We start from the raw sequence: 19,466 nt of genomic DNA, 5'->3' as shown, positions 1-19,466 counted from the left end.
GCGTGGTCTTCCTGCGACACGCCCGCAACCCGCCACCGGTCGCCGCGCACGTTGCGCGGCGTGTCCTCGGTATGGGTCAGCTCAGCCGATCCACACCCTCGGGCTGCTCAGCGGGCTGGTCCTCGATCTGCACGGAAGCCTCGCCCACGCTCTCGGAGTCGAAGGTCATCCACTCGGGGCCGATCTCGGTCATGTAGATGATCGCGGTGGCAGCGATACCGATGATGAACGCGGCCACGAAGGAGATCGCCACAATCGACAGGCCGGCCTCCTGCGCCCCTCCGGTCTTCGAGAACTTCCCGAAGACCCACCAGACGACGCCCAGGCCGATCGCGATGACCAGCAGGACGATGGCCGTGGCGATCAGCCATCCACCAACGCCGGTGAATGCTTCCATCCACGGGGCGTCGAAGTCCGCTGAGGGCAGGTCAGATTCCTGAATACCGTCCGCGACCACGGTCGCCGGTGTCGTGATGTGCGAGAACATGCTCTTTCTCCTTCGCTCTGTGTTCCACCGGCTCCCGGTGGCACCTCTTCCTCTCCCCGTCCCACAGGTTGGGTCTGCAACCCCGCAGAGCGGGAACTCTTACGGCGCAGTCACCTGCCGTGCCGCCTCAGTCCTCATCCGAGTCCTCGTCGGACTCATCATCGGATTCCTCCTCTGTCTCGTCGTCGACGAGTTCTCCGTTGGCGGTGTACTCGTAGGTGAAGCTCGTGCCCATGGTGAATCGGCCGGTCGCTTCGTAGATGTCGACCTCGATAGTGGTCTCCTCCACCGCGGTGGTGTTCTCTGGCGAGCAGTCCCGTTCGTCACCGCTCTCGGAGTCCGGGATCCAGGTGATCTCCTTGATATCGGTGTACTCGTAGGGGATGTTGTCGGTGGTCTCGCGCACCGCCGGCTCAATGCCGAGGCTGTCGAGGATCTGCCAGCCCTCGGTATTGGCCTCACTGGTGGGCTGTGCGCTCATCGTCCGGGTGTCGGCCTCCCAGGTGACCGCTGCATCGCAGGCCACCGTGGGAGAATCCCGTTCGATGGTGACCTCCCCTGGTCGAGCGCTCTCCGGCATCAGCGCCGCCAGGCCATCGGTCTGGTTTCCCCCGGATGAGGACCAAGCGATTCCGCCGGCGATGGTGCCCAGTACGGCCGCACCGATGAACGAGAGCACCGCTCCCCGCAGCCCTTTGGTCTGCTCGTCAGAGGTTCGGGAGAGCTTCCCGTAGACCCACCGGCAGACAGAGATCGCCGCCCAGATGGTGAGAAACACTGCCCCCAGCGCCAAGGCCCATCCAGCGATGAGCCCCAGTCCTGACGCATTGCCGAAGATCGAGTTGTTGATGTCGTCCAGCATCGCCGTCTCCTTCCCGGTCATCGCCGCCTCGTCCCCAATGCCCTCGCATCCTTGGTGGCTTTCGCCCTCCCGTGGGGTTCTGTATGTCAGTGCTCACCCCACAGGCGCGGGCACGACGAAGCCCGGGCCCTGACCACCAGTCCAGCTGGACTCGCAGGCACCCGGGCTCCACCGAGGCGGAATCGACCCGCCCCCCTTGTCAGTTCAGGCGCTGTTGTGGGCTCAGGAGATGATGCTCCCCAGCATCACCATCCACACCACTACTGCGACCACTGCGACCACAGCCAGCACGACCCGTCCCGCCGGGGTCTTCGCCCACGGCCAGAACTGCTCACGCTGCCACCCCGACAGGCCCGTGGTCGGTCTGTCCGCGAACTGGGCCTCCACCGATTCATCCGTCGGGGCCGAGTCCTCCACCCACTGGTCTCGGAATCGGGCCACCCGCCCACCGGCCCGGCGCAGCACCCCCTTCCGGCGGTAGACCCATTCGCCGTCTCGATCCTGTCCCGGCACCTCGCCTGGACTGTCGTTCTCGTGCTCACGCATCAGTGTTCCTCCGTCCCTGCCCTCGGCCGCACCCGAGCCAATCGCGTCCCCGGATCACGCGGTGCCACCGCGCCGACGGGCCAGTTGCACCATCCCGTAGATGGTGGCTCCGATGAGCACCATCCCGATCAGTCGGGAGAGTTGGCCGAAGCCGGCGATGATCGAGGCCTGCTCGGCCTGCCCGCCCCACCGCACCGCCATATACCCCAGGTCGGGCACCAGGAACCAGGCAATAGCTCCGAGTACTCCTAACCACACGGTCACCGTCGCCAACTTGTTCGTATCCATCGAACGCATGAGGGTCCTTCCCGTTAGTCCTTACCACCGGTCAGCTCGTCATACCGGGTGATCACGGTCGCTGCGACCCGCAGCAGCTGAAGCACCTTGGGTCGCCGCTGCCGTGCGGTATTGATCTCCCACCCGGTGGCCTCGGCCAGATACTCCACCGTCATATCCTCGGCTCGTCCGGGCCATGCGGCCAACGCGTCGGCCACCTGTCGGGTCCACCGGCCCGAAGTGTCCTCACCGGGCAGACAGTCACGCAGCACCGCGAACGACGCCGGTTTGCCCGCCCGGGCGGCCCGCATAGCCCGATCAACCACCTGGACGTGCAGCTCGAGCTGGCGTTTGTACTCCCGTAGCTGGTTATCCGAGGTGGGCATGTGCCTGGCGGCCTCCGCCACGCAGCCGTCCCACCGGTAGTGGGTCAGATACGCGTGCAGGTAGGCGCTCTTCTCCATAACCTGCTCGCACACCGCCATCACCGGATCCAGCCACTCCTTGATCGCCAGCTGCTCAGCGAGCACCACCGCACGATCAACCTCGACCCGCTGGTGAGGGCTCTCCGCGGTCGCGGCTTCCAGCTTCTCTGCCGGGGACCGGCCCTCCGCGCCGTCGTCGCTGAGCAGCGCCTCTCGGCCCAGGGACCGCACCATGTCCACCGCCTTATTCGCCGCTACAGCGTTTACCCACCGCTGCAGGGTCCCCCGCTCCGGGTCGAACCGGTCACGGGCCTCCCACACCGCGATCGCCACCTCCTGGGCCACGTCCTCACGCCACGCCCGCAATCGTGGCTGCGCCAACCGGGGAGCGATCACCTGGACGGTGGCCGTGGCCACCGCCTGCTGGAGCTCCTCAGGAGTGAACACCGCCCCACCATCCGGCAGATTCCCCCCACCGCTATGGTCTGGTCCCTGCTGGTTCTGCTGCTGTTGTGAAGCCATCTGCTTATCTCCCTCGTCCTCGTCGGACTCGTCGTCTCTGCTCGGCCCCCGGTGCCACTCACACCCGACCCGCTGCTAGGTCCTCCTCCCGGCGTCGACGTCCTCACGGACTCCACTGCCGCACCTCTGCGCCTGGTGGCCCGGGCAGGCCCTCTGACTCCACCTCCAGGACTCCGGCCGGGACCCTCCGTGCCGGCGCAGCAAGCGGCCCAGCCCCGCTCTCAGCCCCACCGTGAGTCCCGCTGCCACCAGCACCGCCACGCCAGCGCGGCCCCACTGGTCTGCGCTGACCACCACCGGCAGGGACAAAATGAGGAACCCCGTCGCACCCGACCCGGCGGCCACCAGGCCCGCGACCGCGACCCGCCGGCACCGAGACACCCCAGACACCCCAGACACCCCAAGGGCCTGAGGCTCTGTGCCCGGGTAGCGACCCGTCCCGGCGGCGATCAGGACGCCCAGTGTCCCGGCTCCCCACCCGACCACCAGGCCAAGAAGTACCAGCAACCCTGCCGCCGCGGTGACCACCGCAGAGAAGGACCCGGCCAGCGTCTCCCCGGGGGCGGTGCTGACAGCGGTGCTCATCGGAGCCGGAATCATCAGGTTCATGAGACTCCTGCCTCCCCCCGGTCGCCTGCAGCCTCTGAGCCGGCCGAGCCGCCAGATGCCGACCGTCCGGGCACGGTGACCCCCGCCTCCAGGACTCGGGCCCGGACACTGGTGTCCAGGGCGTCGAAGACCTTGGTGTCCAACCGCTTCGGGAAGTCTCCGAACCGGCAGGACGGGCAGTTGGTGGCCAGGTACTGTGACTCTGCGTGCCGAGGCACTGGACACGGGCGTCGGCCACCTGTCCGGCCACTGGCCGGCACCGCGGCCAACGACGGTGTCCGGACACCCTCCGGGCCACCGGCACGGCCACCGGTGGTGTGGTGTCCACCGCTGGTGACCCGGTGTCCGGCCAGCCACTGTGTCCACGCCTCGATGTCCATGGCCACCGCCCGGGCCACGTAGGCCACCGGACGGCCAACCCGCCGGGAGGCTCGACCCAGCACGACCTTGGCCACCTCAGCGACTTCGGACGCAGTGACCGGACCCAGGTGCTCTCGCACGGCCAACGCCAGTGCGGTCAGGTCCTCACCGGTCACCCCGTGTCCAACACGACCAGCCATCGACCTTGACACCTGCGACTCGGACACCTGCGACTCGGACACCCGGCTGGACTGGTCATCGGACACCGGACGATCCCTGTCCACCACTGTGTCCACCGCCGGGGTCGCTGACGGGTCGGGGTGATCGTCGGCCGCGCCAGCGGCCACAGACGATCCACCCGACCCGACCCCCGCAGTCTCCATCGTCGTCCGGTCCGTCGTCGCCTCATTGGTCGTCGTCTCGTGAGCCGACTGCTCCGCCGGAGCTCCGGCTCTGGACTCACCAGAAGAAGACGACGACGATGACGGTTCACTATGACGGTTAAGACGCGACGCGCGCGGGTTACTCTCTGTGCGCGCGGGACCGGACACTGTGTCCGGTAGGGGTGGACACAGTGTCCGGTAGGGGTCCTCGGACGCATCGTTTTCCACAGGGCGGACACTGTGTCCGGTCTTGATTTCATGCGGAACCGCGGGGGTACCGGACATGGTGTCCGGTGTTGAGTTCTCCAGACCGGTCATGGTGTCCGGTGTTGAATTTCTCAGACCGGACACTGTGTCCGGTCTTGATTTCTTGGGGTTGTGCTCTTCGGTCTCGTCGCTGCTGACCTTGTCCTCGACGGCCAATGCAATGGGACGCTCGATCGCCTCAGGATGGAACAGATAGGACATCCGGCTCAGTGCTCCGCCAGCAGTCTTGCGACGGCCTGTGCTCACCAGTCCCAGCGCTTCGAGGCGTTCCACCGCTCGGCGCACGGTGCGTTCTGACATGCCGGCATCACGGGCGATGGTCTTCTGTGAAGGGAAGCAGTACCAGTGCCCCAGCTCTTCGTTCCATGAAGCGTTATCGGCCAGCAGCATCAGCACGAATCGCTCTGAGGACGAGAGGTCAAAGTGCTGGAATACCTGGCGTCTGGCCCAGGTCATCATCTCCACAGCCATTTGAGCCCCTCTCCAGAGAGCGTTCCATCACCAAAGGTCAAGGTGCGGTCACTGGTTCTGATCGTCGGCATCCTGATCGTCTTCCCGTTGATCGAGCTGCTCTTCCCGGTCGTCCAGCTCTGCGGCGCGATCATCGAGGTCACTTTCGCGGTCCTCGATCGCCTGCTCGCGTTCCTCCAAGTCCTCCACGTCGGGGGCTTGGTCCTCCCGTTCGTCCAGCGCCTCAGACCGCTCATCCAGCTCGGTCTCTCTCGTGTCGAGATCTTCTTCCCGGTCATCGAGGTCTTCCTCGGTCTCGGTGAGGTTCGCCTGCTCGTCTTCCACCTCGGATTCGCGGGCACTGACTGCCTGTTCCCGGGCTTCGAGGTCTTCTTCCCGGTCATCAAGCTCGGATTCCCGGTCATCGATCTCTGCCACACGCGCCTGGGTCTCCTCATCGGGGGCCTGAGCGAGGGACCCGCCAGCGAGGTATCCCACCGCCGCGGCCAGGGGAATCAGCAGCAGCGCAACCACCAGCCAGGGCCACAGCTTGCGCGGCTCCTGCTGGTTCCTCAGGGTTGAGTCCTCGTCATGCGGCTCCGAGGTGGGCACCGGGACAGTGACCCCGAAGGCTTCCCGCAGTCGGTCTTCCTGGGTCTCGCTGAGCCGCAGGGGCAGTCCTAGGCGGTCCAACTCCTGCAGCTGCTCCATGGCGGTGTCCAGCGCGTCCGCCTGCCTGGTGGAGAGCCCGGTGATGTGCCCGTTGACCGAGCCCAGGATGACCACCGCTTCACCCCATACCGGGCGGGAGTAGAGCCCCAGCCCCTGAACCAGCGCCGTGGCCCACCGGTGCCCCGAAGATGAGTCCGTGATGACGGGGTCGTGGCGTGGGGTCAGAATCACCGCATCAGGCCCCAGGCTGCCTAGCTGGTAGTCCTTCTCGTCCAGCCAGTCCCACCGGCCCTCAGCGGCTGCCCCTCCCAGCGGCTCTCGACGGACCTCGCCGTCGACGGTGATCACGACCGCATCGCCTGCGGCCTCGGGATAGATGTCTTTGACGTATCCCTGGCTGCTCATCGATCTCGCCCCTCTGCCTTCTTCGACGAGGGCGTCCGTGCGGTGGAGACTGCCCGGCGGATGCTCTCGGTGCTGTCTTCGACCTGGGCCTCCCACTGGGCGACTGTGGCGATCGCTTCCTGGAGGTCGGTCAGGTCGGCGTGCTTACTCGCTTCCGCCTTTACTCTCTCCGTGCCCCAGGTCGGCCGTGATCGGGCGATGGTCACAGTGGGTGCCCAGTACGCGCGAACCGTGCCAGGAGCCTCGATTGACGGTTCGACCACTCCGACGACCGGCCCGTGGGGATCCCCGCCCCGGCGGAAGAGCACGGTGGACCTCTCAGAGGCTTGGCCGGTGTGGATGAAAAGCGACGTTCCGCTCATCGGGATCTGGTTCTTCAATCGCTGGGTGGTTTTCCACCGGTCGGCGACCCAGTAGGCGACGATTGCCAGCGCGACGATGGTCACCGCCGCGGTGATTCCTATGGTCGGGTTGCTTAGGAGGTCACTCATCATGTTGTCCCTTCGTCTGCTGCGGCGGTGTCATCCTCGGGTCCGGGGGTGGGGTCCTCGGCCTCGAAAAGGTCCGGGCGCTGTTTCTTCAGGGAGGCCAGACGGCGCTGTCCGGTCTTGCCCGACGACACCAGGCCCGCCTCGGCTAGCGCCGCACCGGAGACCCGTTCCCCCCGGTACTGGGCCTCTTCCACGAAAGAAGCGATCGCATCCAGATCCGCGGTCGCTCTCGCTGGGGATGGGCTCTTGGTCCGATTTGGTGTGGGTCGCGGCTCGGTGGGTGAGGAGTCCGTGGGGGAGTGGTCGAGGTCGATGCCCTGTGCTGCCTTCTCCACCAGGTGCGACCGACGGGCCCGTGCGATCTCGATCTCGGTGACGTGCTGCTCACGGTCGAGTTCGGCTCGCTGACGTGCCATCTCCCGCTCGTGCTCCAACCCGATCTGCTCCCGCTCCCGGTCGGCCTGCTCGGCAGCCCACGTGGCTTCGGCCTCCAGCTCGGCACGTCGGGTCTCGGGGTCCTGGACTGCGATAGAGGCCAGCTGTTCGGTCGCGGCGAAGATCGCGATGGGCACCATGCCCGCGATCACTGCTCCGACCCACGCCTGCCAGGCTTCGGTGGAGGTCCCCGACGACAGCGCGTGGGAGACGTTGGCGACCATCGACAGTCCGGTAAAGACCCCCAGCATCACCCAGGACCGCCAGGTCCGATCCCCTCGAGCTTTGTGTACCAGGATCGACCCGGCATAGATGAGGATCGCTAAGTCGATGAACACAGGGATCGACCACGACATCCACGACGGGATGCCCAGCCAATGCGCAATTTCCATCAGCGCGACGAACGAGATCGCGAACGCGACCGTGCCGGCGATCACGGTGCCGATGATGATCACCCGCACGAACGCCCGGGCATCCGGGTTGATCCGCCCACCCGAGACCTGACGATGTGCCGGAATCCCCGCGGGACCGTCCACGGTGGTCGTGGCGTTGGTGGTCGAGGCCGACACCGCGGGCGTATCATTAACCGCGATTGGGTCCGTCTGTTCACTTCTGCTGTTGTTGTCAGACGTCTCTGACTCAATCTCCCTCGCGCCCGGGGCCGGCCACTCACCGGCCCCGGGCGCACTCGTCTGCGCTCCGGTCTCCGTCGAGGCCGCCGACGCGCTGGCCGCGGGCCGGACACCGATCGCCTGCTCCGCCGGCAGCGCCGTCTCCTTCACCTCGCCCGGGGCTTGATCTGCTCGGGTGGTCGTGGTCTGCAAAGTCATAGGGGAAGCCTCCTGTTCAGGTGCCGTCACTGTGTCGAGTGCACGGCGGCGCGGACCGATTGCAGCTTCTCGATCGCCTCATCGACCCGGTCGAGCGCGGTCGCGTTCAGTGCTGAACGTGACGATTCAGACCCCGCGGTGCGGGCGATCTGGGCCAGCAGCTCAGCCAACTGCGCCGTACTGTCAGCACTGGCCGCCGCGATCGCGGTCAGCTCGTCCTCTCGGAGCTTGTGATCCAGGGGGTTTACCGCCAGAGTCATCGACAGCCCATTCACGGCCGCGTTCACCGCCGGGATGCCTCCGCCGGCCTCACCGAGCAGCTGACCGTACTGACGCCGCACGTACTCCCGAGAGCTGTGATCAGCTGAGGCAGCCGAGAGATCCACCGGCCTGAGCCCCATGTCCTCAGCAGAGCGATCCCCACCTGACCACCCAGAATCGCCCAGCTCATCAGCGATCGACACCTGACCAGGGGACTGCGGCCCGTCCTCAACGATCTCCGCATCCACGATCTCCTCGTGGTCGCTGAGCCCCGGCGCGCGACGTGCAGGACGGTCCTTCCCATCTAGGCCGACGATCCGGTCAACTGAGTCATCTGACTCAGTTGATCCCAGCCGACGCGAAACTGTCTTCTGGCTCATCTCAGTGGCGGCCGCAATGCCTCGAGTACTCATGCCCGCGGCTCGCAGCTCACTGAGGACTTGCTCTTCCAGCTCCTTTGGCGGACGAAGACCGATCCCTGAGAACTCTGTGTCCAGGTAGCTCTGCCAGTCCTCGTACCCGAGAGCGATCCAGATCCGCCCCTGCCATGCTGCGGCTACACGCTCCTGGAGAGACGCATAGTCAGACTTCATCTCATCGGTGAACTCCCGCGCGGAAGCCACCGAGAACGTCGAAGTGAGATCGGTGCTCATGCGGACGTCACCGCCTCGACAGCGCCGTTCTCGTCGAACGGTCGATCTTCCACGCCGCGCAGCAGAACGTCCAACGGTTGATTCCATTCGTGAGCCAGGAAGAGGAGCTCTCCAACCCTCCAGTCGATATGACCGTGGATACGTTTGGAGACTTGTCCCGGTGGTAAACCCAAGAGCGCGGCGACTTGGACTTGAGTCATGTCGTGGTAGGCGATCTGCGCCCGAATATTCGCTGAGAGCTGCTTTCGATATCGCATAGCTACACCGTATGCGTTTAGAGAATACGCAGGCAACACCGACGCGCTGCTTTTTGTGCACGAAATTTCTCTGACGCTATACGAGGGGCGTCCCATGTTCTAGGCTGTAGCCATGACGATTGCTCTGGAAGATGTGGACGCCAACGTTCGCGTGGGACGTGAGGTTAAGACGTGGATGGTGCGCCGCGGAGTTACGCAGGCGGGTCTGGCTGACTCACTTGGGTATAGCCAGCCTCAGATGTCGAAGCGACTACGGGGGGTCATGGCGTTTCGCATTGACGAGCTATTTGCTGTGGCGGCCTATCTAGAGGTTTCTCTCGCAGATCTGCTGGGACAGCAGCTGACGCAAGAGAGGCCCCCGTCCGCGGTGCGGACGAGGGCCTCGGAGAAGCTCCCCCAGCTGGATTCGAACCAGCAACCGCTCGATTAACAGTCGAGTGCTCTGCCGTTGAGCTATGGAGGATTGCGACTGGAAGAGTTTAGCAGGCAGGCTCACGGCCTGTGAAATCAGTGCACGGTATCCGCCGTCGCCGTCGGCGGCGATTCGGGGGCACGGTCGCCGTAGGATGGTCGCGTGCGCGACGATGACATCCACCAGGTCCATACGGCCGGACGGGTGATCCGAGTCGTCGCCGTCGTGCTCCGAGACGTCGACGACCGCATCCTCACCGTCCGCAAGCACGGCACCCGCCGATTCATGCAGCCCGGCGGCAAGCCTGACCCGGGTGAATCGATCGTCGACGCCGGGATCCGAGAATGCCGGGAGGAGCTCGGACTGGAGCTGCGGCCCCACGACCTGCGCCACCTCGGCTCCTTCTGCGCCCCCGCGGCGAACGAGGAGGGATACATGGTCGAGGCTGAGGTTCTGCTCGGCATCGTCACGGTGACGGACCCGGGGGAGCCCCAGTCCGAGATCGCCGACGTGCGATGGGTCGACCCTCGATACGGGCTTTCCCGGGACGAGTACGCAGCCCTGTTCCTCGACCACTTCATCCCGGCCCTCGACGGTGCCGCCGTCCACGACGACGAGGCTCACCGATGAAACGGATCGCAGTGTTCACCGGCTCACGGCCGGGTCGGGATCCGGCCTTCGCCGAGGCCGCCGCCGACCTGGGACGGCGTGCCGCCGAACGAGGTGTCGGCCTGGTCTACGGCGGGGGCCGCGTCGGGCTGATGGGCGTCGTCGCCGACGCGGCGGCTGACGCCGGGGGAGAGGTCGTCGGCGTGATCCCCGCACACATGGGCGTCGCCGAGGACGCCCACCACGGCATCACCCGTCTGGAGGTGGTCGAGGATATGCACGCCCGCAAGGAGCGCATGGCCGCGCTCGCGGACGGGTTCGTCGCCCTGCCCGGCGGCATCGGGACCCTCGAGGAGCTCTTCGAGATCTGGACGTGGCGCCAGCTGGGGCTGCACGCCAAACCGGTCACCCTCTACGACGTCGACGGCTTCTGGAGGCCCCTGCTGACGATGATCGACCACATGGTCGAATCGGGATTCCTCAGTCCTCGGACCCGCGACGAGCTGCAGATCACGACCGGGCCGGACCGGGCGATCGACTGCCTGCTGACCTGAACCGCCCTGCTATCCTCGCCGGACGGGAGGGGCCCGGCCCCGTCCGACAGTCCCCTCTCCTCAGGAGTGCGCATGCCGTCCGCCGACGCCTCGACCGCCGACCTCGCCCGCCTCGTGATCAGCTGCCCCGACCAGCACGGCATCGTCGCGGCGGTCTCCGACGTGATCACCGACCTGGGGGCGAACATCATCTCCCTGGACCAGTACTCGACGGGGGTCGAGGAGGGGACGTTCTTCCAGCGCACCGTGTTCCACCTGCCGAACCTCGCCGCGAAGCGGCCGGACGTCGAAGAGGCGGTCCGGACGCGCCTCGAGTCCCGCTTCGACATGGACTGGCGGCTGACCGAGGTGTCAGCACCACGACGCGTGGCCATCTTCGCCTCCAAGACCGACCACTGTCTGCTGGACCTGCTGTGGCGCCACCGTCGCGGGGAGATCCCCATGGACATCACCATGGTCGTCTCCAACCACCCCGATCTGGCCGCCGACGTCCGATCCTTCGGCATCCCGTTCTTCCACGTGCCGGTCGACCGGACCGACCGGTCGGCGGCCGAGGCGCAGCACCTCGACCTGCTGCGGGGCAACGTCGACCTCATCGTCCTGGCCCGATATATGCAGATCCTCACCCCGGAGTTCCTGGACCGGGTGGGAGCACCGGTGATCAACATCCACCACAGCTTCCTGCCGGCGTTCATCGGAGCCGGCCCCTATCAGAAGGCCAAGGATCGTGGCGTGAAGCTCATCGGGGCCACCGCCCACTACGTCACCGAGGACCTGGACGAGGGCCCCATCATCGAACAGGACGTCATCCGGGTCTCCCATCAGCACAGCGTCGCCCAGCTGACCCAGTTCGGCGCGGACGTCGAACGCGCAGTGCTCTCCCGGGCCGTGAAGTGGCACTGCGAGGACCGGGTCATCCGCCACGGCGGCACCACCATCGTGTTCTGAGCACCGAGGGTCCGCGTCCCACACCCCGAAAGAGAGGTCGCAGCCATGGCTGAGCCGCAGCGTCCGCGCAAGGTCCGGGTCGAGCACCTGCTGGAGGTCCACGAGACCGTCCGACTCACCCCGCACCTGCGACGGCTGGTCCTCGGCGGTGCCGGGTTCGACGCCTTGGACTTCAAAGACGCCACGGACCAGTACATCAAGCTGCTCTTCGCCGACCCGTCGCTCGGACTCTCCCGACCCTTCGGCCTGGAGGCTCTGCGCGAGCGACTGCCCCCGCAGGAGATGCCGGTCACCCGGACCTACACCGTCCGCAGGATCGACCGAACCGCCCGACAGATCTGGGTGGACATGGTGACCCACGGCGACGACGGTCCCGCCGGCCGGTGGGCCCAGCAGGCCCGCCCCGGAGACGCGATCAGCTTCTTCGGACCGGGAGGCGCCTATGCGCCGAGGCCCGAGGCGGACTTCCACCTGCTCGCCGGTGACGAGTCGGCCATCCCCGCGGTGGCCGCCGCCCTGGAGTGGTTGGAGCGGCACGCTCCGAAGGCCGTCGGGGTCGCGCTGCTCGAGGTGTCAGACGCCGCCGAAGAGATCCCGCTCGACGCGCCCGACGGGATCGAGGTGCGCTGGCTGCACCGTGGGGGAGACTTCGCCCCTGAGCGTGCCCGACTGGTCCGGGCGCTCGCGGAGCTCGAGCTGCCCGACGGCGACGTCCAGGTCTTCGTGCACGGGGAGCGCGGGGAGATGAAGAAGGCCCGTCGGCTGCTGGTGTCCGAGCGCGGGCTGGATCGGAAGGCGATGTCGCTGTCCGCCTACTGGGCGGCCGGACGCATCGAGGACGAGTTCCAGGCCGAGAAGCGCACGCCGATCGGCCGGATCGACGAGGACTGAGGCCGCGGGTCCTCCGGCCCCGGCCGACTCGGCCCCGGGCGGCGCGTGCCGCGACCGTCAGCCGGAGGTGACCGCCGTCGACGTGCCGATGATCAGCCCCAGCACCAGCGTCATGGCGACCGCCAGGATCGTCACCGCGGCGCAGCGCCCGGCCCAGCGGGTGTAGCCGTCGAGCCGCCGATCCTGCCGGTCGCGCAGCGACCCTGAGAGCAGCAGGAACAGGTCGATGAGCATCCAGGCGCCCAGGCCTCCGACGGTCAGCAGCTTCGCCACGGCGGAACCCGTCCTGCCGAGGTAGAAGCGGTCGGCGCCGACCAGTCCCAGCAGCAGGCCGAGCAGCCAGGCGGTGAGGAAACGCTTCTCCGAGACGGGCTGACTCTCGAACTCCCGCTGGTCCTCCTCGGTGTAGGTGTTCGCGTAGAGCTCGTCGAGGTCGTAGTTCTCGGGCATGCCTCCATGGTAGGCCGGACCTCCGGCTCCCAGGTCGGGGGTGACCTCCCGTACGGGGTGGTAGTTTAGGCACGTGCCCCTGACCGGGGGGCTGACCACGTACGACGAGTGTTTCGCAGGAGGCGCTGTGGTGGCACAGCAAAGCGCAGGGCAGAACCGCACCGACGCCGGACAGCCCTCGACGCTGGACCAGGTCAAAGTCCTGCTCCGGCTGGGACCGAAGCAGGTGGCCGACGAGCTCCAACTGGCCCTGGGGCAGATGAAGTCCAAGGGCGTCACGGCCGGGATCGCCGCCGGGCTCTTCGTCGGAGGGCTGCTGCTGCTGACCCTGCTGGTGATCGCGCTGGTCGTCGCCGCCGTCGGCGCCTTCGCCCTCCTCTTCGACATCTGGCTGGCCGCGCTGATCGTGGCCGGCATCTTCCTGGTCATTGCGCTGATCCTGGCGCTGATCGGCTTCATCGTCCTCAAGCGTGCCCTGCCCCTGATGCCCCAGGACGCCGTGCGCGGACTGCGCATGGACCTGGGCGTCCTGAGGGAGGGCAGCGCATTCGACCCCGCCAGCCTGGACCGGGCCGACGAGGAGAAGCGCCGCCGCAAGGAGGAGGCCGAGGCGGAGGCCGAGCGCCAGAAGAAGGAGAACCGCCCGGGGGAGGGCGAGCCCGAGCCCGTGCCGTACCGGGAGCTGCTGCGCCGCACCGCGCTGCGGCGCGACCACCTGGGATCCGTCGTCGACGACATCTACGCCCAGTCGGACGAGGAGATCGACTCCCACCGGGACGCGCAGAAGGACGAGGCCGGGGGAGGACAGGGAGCCCGTCGGGAGGACTCCGCCATGGACGACGTCGGCGAGTTCGTCTCGGCCCGGTGGCGTCCGTTGGCGGTCCTGGGTGCCTCGACCGCCGCGGGAGCGGTCTTTCTGCGCGAACTCGTCAGGAAGTGACCGACGACGGCGCGTGCGCACCCGATCTGCGCACGCGCCGGTCGCGCGGTGAGCGGTCGACGACGTCGGCCGGTCTGAGAGGACGGGTGTGAGGATCATCGGAGCAGGGACCCGTGAGGGTGAGGTTCCGACCCTCCACGAGACGTTCTGGACCGTCCCGAACCTCATCACCGCGGCACGGTTCGCCCTGGTCCCGGTGTTCGTCTGGCTCGTGGCCGTCGGCCACGACTGGGCGGCGTTCTGGGTCCTCGTCGTGCTGGGCAGCACCGACTGGATCGACGGGTATCTGGCCCGACGATTCGACCAGGCCAGCGTCGTGGGGCAGTGGCTGGACCCTCTGGCCGACCGTCTCTCGCTGATCATCGTCACTCTGACGCTGGTGATCTTCTCGGACGCTCCCCTGTGGGTCCTGCTGGTGATCGTCGGTGCCGACATGGTGCTGTTCCTCAACGCGTCCCTGCTCTTCGGCGGCTCTCCGGAGCTCCCCGTCTCCGTGCTGGGCAAGCTGCGCACCGCGGCGCTGCTGGTCGCCGCACCCCTGGTCCTGCTGGGACGGACCCCGGAGCTGCGGGAGACGGCGGTGACCGACGCCGGAGTGGTGCTGCTGGCGCTGGGCGGCATAATGCATATGGGGGCGGCACTCGACTACCTGCTGAAAGCACGTGCCAAGGCGGTGCGGCTGCGGCGGGACGGTATCGAGCCCCGCGACAGGGCCCGGTGGTCGACGACGCCGGCCGCACCGGCGCCGCCGTCGAGCTGAGGGGGCACTCGGCTCGGGCCGCCGGACGACGAGTTGGGGCGAATGGCCCCGGGGAGGTTCTCAGAGGCCGATGCCTTCGGATGAGAAGAAGCTGCGCATCCTGATCGCCGCGGACACCTATCCGCCCGACGTCAACGGTGCCGCCGTCTTCTGTCAGCGTCTCGCACGGAGCATGACCGCCAAGGGTCATGAGGTCCATGTGGCCGCCGCGCGCAACGAATCCGGTCCGGACACCGTCCGGCACCACGAGGAGGCGGTCGTCCATCGTTTCCGCTCCTACCCGGCGCCGACCCACGAGTACTATCGACTGTGCCCTCCGTGGAAGGTGGGCCCGGCCATGGACCGACTCCTGGAGGAGATCCGTCCCGATGTGGTCCACGTGCAGTGTCACTACATGGTGGGCAAGGCCGCCATCGACGCCGCCGTGCGGCGACGGATCCGACTGGTCGCCACCAATCACTTCATGCCGGAGAACCTGGATCCCTTCCTTCCGTTCCCCGCCTGGTTCTGTCGGATCGTGGCGAAGAACTCGTGGCGGGACATGAACCGGCTCATGGGTCAGGCTTCAGTGGTCACGACTCCGACGCCCCTGGCGGCTGAGACCATGCGGAGGAAGGGCGGCTTCGATCGGGTGCTGCCCCTGTCGAACGGCATCGACCTCAACGAATATCGACTGCGTCCGGGGGAGACGATCGAGCCGGCACCGCGTCCGACGGTGCTGTTCGTCGGCCGCCTCGCCGTGGAGAAGAACGTCGACGTGCTGATCGACGCGGTCGCGGCGACCGACCCGCAGCTCGACATCGGCCTCGACGTCGTCGGCGACGGTGAGCAGCGTGACCTGCTCAGCGACAGGATCGTCCGGCTCGGGCTGTCGGATCGGGTGCGCATGCTCGGCCACGTCGACGATGCGGCCCTGCGCCGTGCCTACCTGAGGGCCGACGTGTTCTGCCAGCCGGGCACCGCCGAACTGCAGTCCCTGGTCTCGCTGGAGGCCATGTCGGCGGGGCGGCCCGTGGTGCTCGCCGACGCCCTGGCGCTGCCGCACCTGGTCGAGGAGGGACGCAACGGCCACCTGTTCGTGCCCGGAGACCCGACGGACCTCGCGGCGAAGCTCGAGTCGGTGATCCGGCTGAGCCCGCAGGAGCGCCGACGCATGGGCGAGCACAGCCGGACCATGGCCAGACGTCACTCCATCGCCACCACGATGGACGCCTTCGAGGCGATCTATCGCGGCGCCGACGAGGTCAGCCTGCACCAGTACACCGACGACGAGCCGGTAGACTGAGCCGGTGCTCGGGGCGTTAGCTCAGCAGGTCAGAGCAGAAGACTCATAATCTTTTGGTCGCGGGTTCAAGTCCCGCACGCCCCACCGATCAGCAGGTCCACGTGGTCGATCCGCAGCGACAGCCCGTCGCCGGCGAGCCGGTCCAGCCGCCGTGCGAGCCAACGCTGCGCCTGCTCCGCGCCGTCCCGATCGCCGACGTGGTCCAGCTCCTCCGCCGCAGCTTCGACGCGATCCGTCAGCAGCCGACGGATCAGGGACGAGTCTCGGGCGCCGGCCGTCGAATCCAACAGCCAGGGTGTGGGCAGGGCGCGCACCGGCAGACCGCGCGCCTCCGCGAGAGCCCGTGCACGGTCCGCCGCCTGCGGACCCAGCCGGTCCCCGCGGCGCTGATGTCCGTCGAAGGCGCGTCGGACGAGGTCGTCCTCGGGGTCGTCGGGATCGATCCGCCACCCGCCGGTCACCGTCAGCGCCGCCACCAGAGGAACTCCGTAGGAGGCGACGTCGTCGAGCAGACCGGTCAGCTGCGGTTCGGTCAGCAGGTCCAGCAGCGCCGAGGTGATGACCAGGACCGAGGCATCGCCCCGCCGGTGCTCGTCCAGGACCCGGGAGAGGCAGGAGAGATCGGCCAGCTCCTCGGTGATCCCACCGCGCGCACCGGCGGCACGCAGACCGGAGGCCGCGGTGCGCAGCAGGGCGGGGTCGTGGTCGATGAGCACCCACTGTTCGTCGCCGTCGAGCAGGGGAGCCGACCACCGCGACCCGGCGCCGGTCCCCGTGCCGACGTCCACGACGACGTCGGGGCGATGCCGCGCCACCAGCGCGCGGACCGACTCGCGCGTGCCGGCGCGGGCCCGGGCGTCGGCGCCCTCCCGCAGGCTCAGCCAGTCCTCAGGGATCGGACGAGGTGCGTCCATCGGAGTGCGCTCTGCCGCCATGTCGGGAGCATATCGCGCCGCCGGTCCGCCGCAGCGGCCAGCTCCTCCCGTTCCCGCGGATCGTTCAGCCACCGGCGCAGCGCCTGTGACCATTCGGTCGGAGAGTCGACCGGCAGCGCCCGGCCGGCGTCGGCGACGGACTCGGCGGCACCGGTCCCGGCGGAGACGAAGGCCGGTATCCCGCGCGCCGCGGCCTCGGTGACGACCATCCCGTAGGTCTCGGCCGTCGAGGGCAGCAGGAGCAGGTCGGTCTCCGCCCAGAGGCGGTCCATGTCCTCGGGTGCGACCTGCCCGCGCAGGCTCACGCGACCGGGCATCAGACGATCCAGGTCGGCCAGGCGCGCGCGGCCGAAAGGCGTCTCGGCCCCGGGCCCTGCCAGCAGCAGACGCCACCTGAGACCGAGGAGGCCGGACAGCGCCTCGCCCACCAGGCGATGGTTCTTCCGAGGGGTCAGCGACGCGACGACGGCGAACGTCGGCTCGGCATCCCCCCGATTCCGACCCGGGTCGAAGGTCGGGCCCGGCGGCTCGGTCCCGGGCACGATGATCTCCGCGTCGTCCCTGCCGCAGATGGCGCGCACCTGGTCGGCGGCCCAGCGGCCGGTGACCACCACACGGCTCGCCCGTCCGAGAGCACGTCGTTCGCGCTCGACTGCGGCGCCTTCGGCGCCGTCGCGCGCGACCGGAAGGTGCAGCAGCAGCACGTCGGCGGCAGGCGGGTCGCCGGAGAACAGCTGCGGCGCTCCGGCGGCGATGAGCCCGTCGACCACGACGACGGCCTCCGGTCGGTCCGCGCGTGCGGTCCGCAGGCGGGACCCCAGCGACTCGACGTCGTCGGCCGCGGGCACCGGCCACCTCCCCGGTGCGTCGAGACGCATCGTTCCGACACCCAGGTCCTCCAGGGCGCGTAGGGTCCGCAGGTTGTACAGGGTGCCCCCGCCGGTGAGATCGGTCTGCGGGGTGACCCAGATGAGCTCCGTCGGCGTCGGCGGGGACCGATCCTGCCCGGGGATCATGCCTCGGTGAGATCGATGCGCACCGAGGCGCGTGCCTGGGGATTCTCATCGGCCTGCACCTCGACGGCGCTGAGACCGTGCTCCGGGGGGAGATCGGCGACCAGCCGCTGCGCGATGTAGGTCACGATCACTTCGGTGGTGCTCAGCTTGGCGGAGAAGTCCGGATGCTCGTCCAGATTCCGATGCCGCAGCGGGTCGAGGACCTGGGAGAGCATTCCTGCGGCCGCGCCGATGTCCATCACCACACCGTGCGGGTCGAGTCCCACGCGGTGGAAGCCCGCCCGGATGTGCAGCGTGGCACCGTGCAGCTGCTGAGCGGGACCGAAGAACTCATGGTCGAGGCTGTGGGCGATCATGATGTGGTCGTCCACGGTCAGGCAGTAGGTGGGGGTGGCGGTCATCGGTCCGTCTCCTCGGTCTGGTAGGGGCGGCGGTGCGGGGACCGTCTCCGGAGTCTCAGTCTCTCAGCCGACGCGCAGCCGTTCACAGGCTGTGGTCGATCACCGGGCAGATCATGGTCGAGGGGGCGGAGCCCTCGGCGATGCGGTCCAGCAGCGTCGGCAGATCGGTCAGCGGCACAGCGGGGGAGAGGAGCCGGTCGAACCGCTCGTCGAGCAGGGCCAGGGCTCCGGCCAGGCGCTGCCGCGGGGTCCTGCGCAGCCGGCGGCTCTGCGCCACGGCGCCCACCTGGCTCGCCACGATCCGCAGCCGCCGAGCGTGGAAGTCCGCTCCGAGCGGGACCTCAGGGGTCCGCCGGCCGTACCAGGACTGCTCGACGAGCGTGCCGTCGTCGCCGACCAGACGCAGCGCCTCGGAGAGGCCCTCCTCGGTGGCCGAGCTGTGCAGCACGACGTCGGCATCGCCCTCAGCCTCACCGGGGGCCGTGACCTCGAGGCCCAGCGACGAGGCCAGATCGCGCCGCGCGGAGTCCGGCTCCACAAGCGTCAGGCGGGAGGGACCGCTCCGCACGGCCAGCAGCGCCGCAGTCAGTCCGATCAGCCCGCCGCCCACGACCACCACCCGGTCGCCGAGCATCACCCCGCCCTCCCAGAGGGCGTTCAGGGCCGTTTCCGCAGGGCCGGCGAGCAGGGCACGTCGGGCCGGCATGCCGTCGGGGACCTGGTGGCAGTCCTCTGCGGGGACGACCACGTGGTCGCGGTGGCCGGCCAGGGTGAACACCGTCCGTCCGATGAGCGCGGCCGGTCCCTCGACGACGTCTCCGACCTGGAGGTACCCGTGGCTGACCGGATGAGGCAGATCGCCGAGCTGGAAGGGAGCACGCATGAGCTGGTGCACCGACTCCGGCACGTCCCCCCGATGGACGAGGCTCTCCGTGCCGGGGGACACCGCTGAGAATCGGGTGCGGATGAGGGCCTGCCCCTCGGCGGGCCGGGGCACCGGCTCCGTGCGCAGCGCTCCGCGGCCCGGGCCGAGGGTCCAGTACTGGCGCGAGGTCTCCGCAGCGTCTGCCATAG

The 19,466-nt window shown here is 68.3% G+C and carries 24 protein-coding genes, 2 tRNA genes and 1 pseudogene; 9 read left to right on the top strand and 18 right to left on the bottom strand.

Translation table 11 applies throughout. From position 1 onward, the window contains the following. Positions 1–76 precede the first annotated feature (76 nt). The 12 genes and pseudogenes from N7E59_RS02150 to N7E59_RS02100 all read right to left on the bottom strand — a co-directional run bounded on the left by N7E59_RS02150 (position 77) and on the right by N7E59_RS02100 (position 9,191). Positions 77–487, bottom strand: coding sequence for a hypothetical protein (locus tag N7E59_RS02150; protein WP_261623252.1), 411 nt, complete (start codon positions 485–487; stop codon positions 77–79). A 127-nt stretch (positions 488–614) separates the two neighbouring features. Then, positions 615–1,370 carry a hypothetical protein gene (locus tag N7E59_RS02145; protein WP_261623251.1) on the bottom strand — a complete coding sequence of 252 codons (756 nt, stop codon included), beginning with the start codon at positions 1,368–1,370 and terminating at the stop codon, positions 615–617. Positions 1,371–1,571: 201 nt separating this feature from the next. Next, a complete protein-coding gene (locus N7E59_RS02140; protein ID WP_261623250.1) occupies positions 1,572–1,895 on the bottom strand; it encodes a hypothetical protein in 324 nt (107 codons plus the stop codon). A 54-nt stretch (positions 1,896–1,949) separates the two neighbouring features. Further along, positions 1,950–2,183, bottom strand: coding sequence for a hypothetical protein (locus N7E59_RS02135; RefSeq protein WP_261623249.1), 234 nt, complete (start codon positions 2,181–2,183; stop codon positions 1,950–1,952). Positions 2,184–2,206: 23 nt separating this feature from the next. Next, a complete protein-coding gene (locus N7E59_RS02130) occupies positions 2,207–3,043 on the bottom strand; it encodes a sigma factor (protein WP_261623248.1) in 837 nt (278 codons plus the stop codon). A gap of 680 nt (positions 3,044–3,723) precedes the next feature. After that, positions 3,724–4,263, bottom strand: coding sequence for a hypothetical protein (locus tag N7E59_RS02125; protein ID WP_261623247.1), 540 nt, complete (start codon positions 4,261–4,263; stop codon positions 3,724–3,726). A gap of 729 nt (positions 4,264–4,992) precedes the next feature. Beyond that, positions 4,993–5,193 (bottom strand): annotated as a pseudogene (locus tag N7E59_RS11880) (helix-turn-helix domain-containing protein); the annotation flags it as partial. A 63-nt stretch (positions 5,194–5,256) separates the two neighbouring features. Next, positions 5,257–6,264 carry a hypothetical protein gene (locus N7E59_RS02120; protein ID WP_261623246.1) on the bottom strand — a complete coding sequence of 336 codons (1,008 nt, stop codon included), beginning with the start codon at positions 6,262–6,264 and terminating at the stop codon, positions 5,257–5,259. Next, positions 6,261–6,758, bottom strand: a complete 498-nt coding sequence (locus tag N7E59_RS02115) for a hypothetical protein (protein WP_261623245.1) — start codon at positions 6,756–6,758, stop codon at positions 6,261–6,263. The genes N7E59_RS02120 and N7E59_RS02115 overlap by 4 nt, the downstream gene beginning before the upstream one ends. Next, positions 6,755–7,759 (bottom strand): DUF2637 domain-containing protein, encoded by a 1,005-nt coding sequence (locus N7E59_RS02110; RefSeq protein WP_261623244.1) that lies wholly within the window; start codon positions 7,757–7,759, stop codon positions 6,755–6,757. Before N7E59_RS02110 ends, N7E59_RS02115 begins: the two co-directional genes overlap by 4 nt. Positions 7,760–8,046: 287 nt before the next feature. Then, positions 8,047–8,934, bottom strand: coding sequence for a hypothetical protein (locus tag N7E59_RS02105; protein WP_261623243.1), 888 nt, complete (start codon positions 8,932–8,934; stop codon positions 8,047–8,049). Next, positions 8,931–9,191 (bottom strand): hypothetical protein, encoded by a 261-nt coding sequence (locus tag N7E59_RS02100; protein WP_261623242.1) that lies wholly within the window; start codon positions 9,189–9,191, stop codon positions 8,931–8,933. The genes N7E59_RS02105 and N7E59_RS02100 overlap by 4 nt, the downstream gene beginning before the upstream one ends. A 112-nt stretch (positions 9,192–9,303) precedes the next feature. Here N7E59_RS02100 and N7E59_RS11875 point away from each other — a divergent pair, with 112 nt between their 5' ends. Continuing rightward, a complete protein-coding gene (locus N7E59_RS11875; protein ID WP_390904990.1) occupies positions 9,304–9,621 on the top strand; it encodes a helix-turn-helix domain-containing protein in 318 nt (105 codons plus the stop codon). On the opposite strand, the gene N7E59_RS02095 is transcribed toward N7E59_RS11875, so the two are convergent. After that, positions 9,583–9,654: transfer RNA gene (locus N7E59_RS02095), tRNA-Asn, on the bottom strand. The two genes, N7E59_RS11875 and N7E59_RS02095, sit on opposite strands and share 39 nt — an antisense overlap. Positions 9,655–9,765: 111 nt before the next feature. Here N7E59_RS02095 and N7E59_RS02090 point away from each other — a divergent pair. From N7E59_RS02090 to N7E59_RS02075, 4 genes are all read left to right on the top strand, one after another. Beyond that, positions 9,766–10,233: an NUDIX hydrolase gene (locus N7E59_RS02090; protein WP_261623241.1), complete on the top strand. Its 468-nt coding sequence runs from the start codon at positions 9,766–9,768 to the stop codon at positions 10,231–10,233. After that, positions 10,230–10,766, top strand: a complete 537-nt coding sequence (locus N7E59_RS02085) for an LOG family protein (RefSeq protein WP_261623240.1) — start codon at positions 10,230–10,232, stop codon at positions 10,764–10,766. Before N7E59_RS02090 ends, N7E59_RS02085 begins: the two co-directional genes overlap by 4 nt. A gap of 72 nt (positions 10,767–10,838) precedes the next feature. Further along, entirely contained in the window at positions 10,839–11,714 is an 876-nt protein-coding gene (gene purU / locus N7E59_RS02080; RefSeq protein WP_261623239.1) for a formyltetrahydrofolate deformylase, read from the top strand. A 45-nt stretch (positions 11,715–11,759) separates the two neighbouring features. After that, positions 11,760–12,605, top strand: coding sequence for a siderophore-interacting protein (locus tag N7E59_RS02075; protein WP_261623238.1), 846 nt, complete (start codon positions 11,760–11,762; stop codon positions 12,603–12,605). Between the two features lie 57 nt (positions 12,606–12,662). On the opposite strand, the gene N7E59_RS02070 is transcribed toward N7E59_RS02075, so the two are convergent. Beyond that, positions 12,663–13,055 carry a TM2 domain-containing protein gene (locus N7E59_RS02070; protein WP_261623237.1) on the bottom strand — a complete coding sequence of 131 codons (393 nt, stop codon included), beginning with the start codon at positions 13,053–13,055 and terminating at the stop codon, positions 12,663–12,665. A gap of 130 nt (positions 13,056–13,185) precedes the next feature. Between N7E59_RS02070 and N7E59_RS02065 the strand changes: the two genes are divergently transcribed. From N7E59_RS02065 to N7E59_RS02050, 4 genes are all read left to right on the top strand, one after another. Next, complete coding sequence (locus N7E59_RS02065) at positions 13,186–13,995, top strand: phage holin family protein (protein WP_261623236.1); 810 nt, start codon at positions 13,186–13,188, stop codon at positions 13,993–13,995. An 88-nt stretch (positions 13,996–14,083) separates the two neighbouring features. Next, positions 14,084–14,755, top strand: a complete 672-nt coding sequence (locus tag N7E59_RS02060) for a CDP-alcohol phosphatidyltransferase family protein (protein ID WP_261623235.1) — start codon at positions 14,084–14,086, stop codon at positions 14,753–14,755. Positions 14,756–14,825: 70 nt separating this feature from the next. Then, the gene (locus N7E59_RS02055) at positions 14,826–16,040 is read left to right on the top strand and encodes a glycosyltransferase (RefSeq protein WP_261623234.1); all 1,215 of its coding nucleotides are present in this window, start codon (positions 14,826–14,828) and stop codon (positions 16,038–16,040) included. 10 nt (positions 16,041–16,050) lie between these two features. Continuing rightward, a tRNA-Ile gene (locus tag N7E59_RS02050) sits at positions 16,051–16,124 on the top strand. Here N7E59_RS02050 and N7E59_RS02045 read toward each other — a convergent pair. The 4 genes from N7E59_RS02045 to N7E59_RS02030 form a co-directional block, all read right to left on the bottom strand. Continuing rightward, positions 16,106–16,975, bottom strand: a complete 870-nt coding sequence (locus N7E59_RS02045; RefSeq protein WP_261623233.1) for a hypothetical protein — start codon at positions 16,973–16,975, stop codon at positions 16,106–16,108. The genes N7E59_RS02050 and N7E59_RS02045 overlap by 19 nt on opposite strands. Continuing rightward, entirely contained in the window at positions 16,918–17,991 is a 1,074-nt protein-coding gene (locus N7E59_RS02040; RefSeq protein WP_261623232.1) for a glycosyltransferase family 4 protein, read from the bottom strand. Before N7E59_RS02040 ends, N7E59_RS02045 begins: the two co-directional genes overlap by 58 nt. Continuing rightward, on the bottom strand, positions 17,988–18,392 hold the full coding sequence (locus tag N7E59_RS02035) for a 6-pyruvoyl trahydropterin synthase family protein (protein WP_261623231.1): 405 nt from the start codon (positions 18,390–18,392) through the stop codon (positions 17,988–17,990). The genes N7E59_RS02040 and N7E59_RS02035 overlap by 4 nt, the downstream gene beginning before the upstream one ends. 82 nt (positions 18,393–18,474) lie before the next feature. After that, positions 18,475–19,464 carry a zinc-binding alcohol dehydrogenase gene (locus N7E59_RS02030; protein WP_261623230.1) on the bottom strand — a complete coding sequence of 330 codons (990 nt, stop codon included), beginning with the start codon at positions 19,462–19,464 and terminating at the stop codon, positions 18,475–18,477. Between the last annotated feature and the right edge of the window lie 2 nt (positions 19,465–19,466).

The organism is Nesterenkonia marinintestina (assembly GCF_025420485.1).
GTDB classification, from domain to species: domain Bacteria; phylum Actinomycetota; class Actinomycetes; order Actinomycetales; family Micrococcaceae; genus Nesterenkonia; species Nesterenkonia marinintestina.
The sequence above is the reverse complement of the archived record's forward strand: the minus strand, read 5'-3'. Positions and strand labels throughout refer to the sequence as shown.

Excerpts from the sequence above, each read along its gene's own strand:
- N7E59_RS02105 (WP_261623243.1), bottom strand. The coding sequence starts at position 8,934 with ATGAGCACCGATCTCACTTCGACGTTCTCGGTGGCTTCCGCGCGGGAG.
- N7E59_RS02100 (WP_261623242.1), bottom strand. The coding sequence starts at position 9,191 with ATGCGATATCGAAAGCAGCTCTCAGCGAATATTCGGGCGCAGATCGCC.
- N7E59_RS02040 (WP_261623232.1), bottom strand. The coding sequence starts at position 17,991 with ATGATCCCCGGGCAGGATCGGTCCCCGCCGACGCCGACGGAGCTCATC.
- N7E59_RS02055 (WP_261623234.1), top strand. The coding sequence starts at position 14,826 with ATGCCTTCGGATGAGAAGAAGCTGCGCATCCTGATCGCCGCGGACACC.
- N7E59_RS02035 (WP_261623231.1), bottom strand. The coding sequence starts at position 18,392 with ATGACCGCCACCCCCACCTACTGCCTGACCGTGGACGACCACATCATG.
- N7E59_RS02145 (WP_261623251.1), bottom strand. The coding sequence starts at position 1,370 with ATGACCGGGAAGGAGACGGCGATGCTGGACGACATCAACAACTCGATC.
- N7E59_RS02085 (WP_261623240.1), top strand. The coding sequence starts at position 10,230 with ATGAAACGGATCGCAGTGTTCACCGGCTCACGGCCGGGTCGGGATCCG.
- N7E59_RS02075 (WP_261623238.1), top strand. The coding sequence starts at position 11,760 with ATGGCTGAGCCGCAGCGTCCGCGCAAGGTCCGGGTCGAGCACCTGCTG.
- N7E59_RS02030 (WP_261623230.1), bottom strand. The coding sequence starts at position 19,464 with ATGGCAGACGCTGCGGAGACCTCGCGCCAGTACTGGACCCTCGGCCCG.
- purU (WP_261623239.1), top strand. The coding sequence starts at position 10,839 with ATGCCGTCCGCCGACGCCTCGACCGCCGACCTCGCCCGCCTCGTGATC.
- N7E59_RS11875 (WP_390904990.1), top strand. The coding sequence starts at position 9,304 with ATGACGATTGCTCTGGAAGATGTGGACGCCAACGTTCGCGTGGGACGT.
- N7E59_RS02115 (WP_261623245.1), bottom strand. The coding sequence starts at position 6,758 with ATGATGAGTGACCTCCTAAGCAACCCGACCATAGGAATCACCGCGGCG.
- N7E59_RS02070 (WP_261623237.1), bottom strand. The coding sequence starts at position 13,055 with ATGCCCGAGAACTACGACCTCGACGAGCTCTACGCGAACACCTACACC.
- N7E59_RS02045 (WP_261623233.1), bottom strand. The coding sequence starts at position 16,975 with ATGGCGGCAGAGCGCACTCCGATGGACGCACCTCGTCCGATCCCTGAG.
- N7E59_RS02140 (WP_261623250.1), bottom strand. The coding sequence starts at position 1,895 with ATGCGTGAGCACGAGAACGACAGTCCAGGCGAGGTGCCGGGACAGGAT.
- N7E59_RS02150 (WP_261623252.1), bottom strand. The coding sequence starts at position 487 with ATGTTCTCGCACATCACGACACCGGCGACCGTGGTCGCGGACGGTATT.
- N7E59_RS02135 (WP_261623249.1), bottom strand. The coding sequence starts at position 2,183 with ATGGATACGAACAAGTTGGCGACGGTGACCGTGTGGTTAGGAGTACTC.
- N7E59_RS02120 (WP_261623246.1), bottom strand. The coding sequence starts at position 6,264 with ATGAGCAGCCAGGGATACGTCAAAGACATCTATCCCGAGGCCGCAGGC.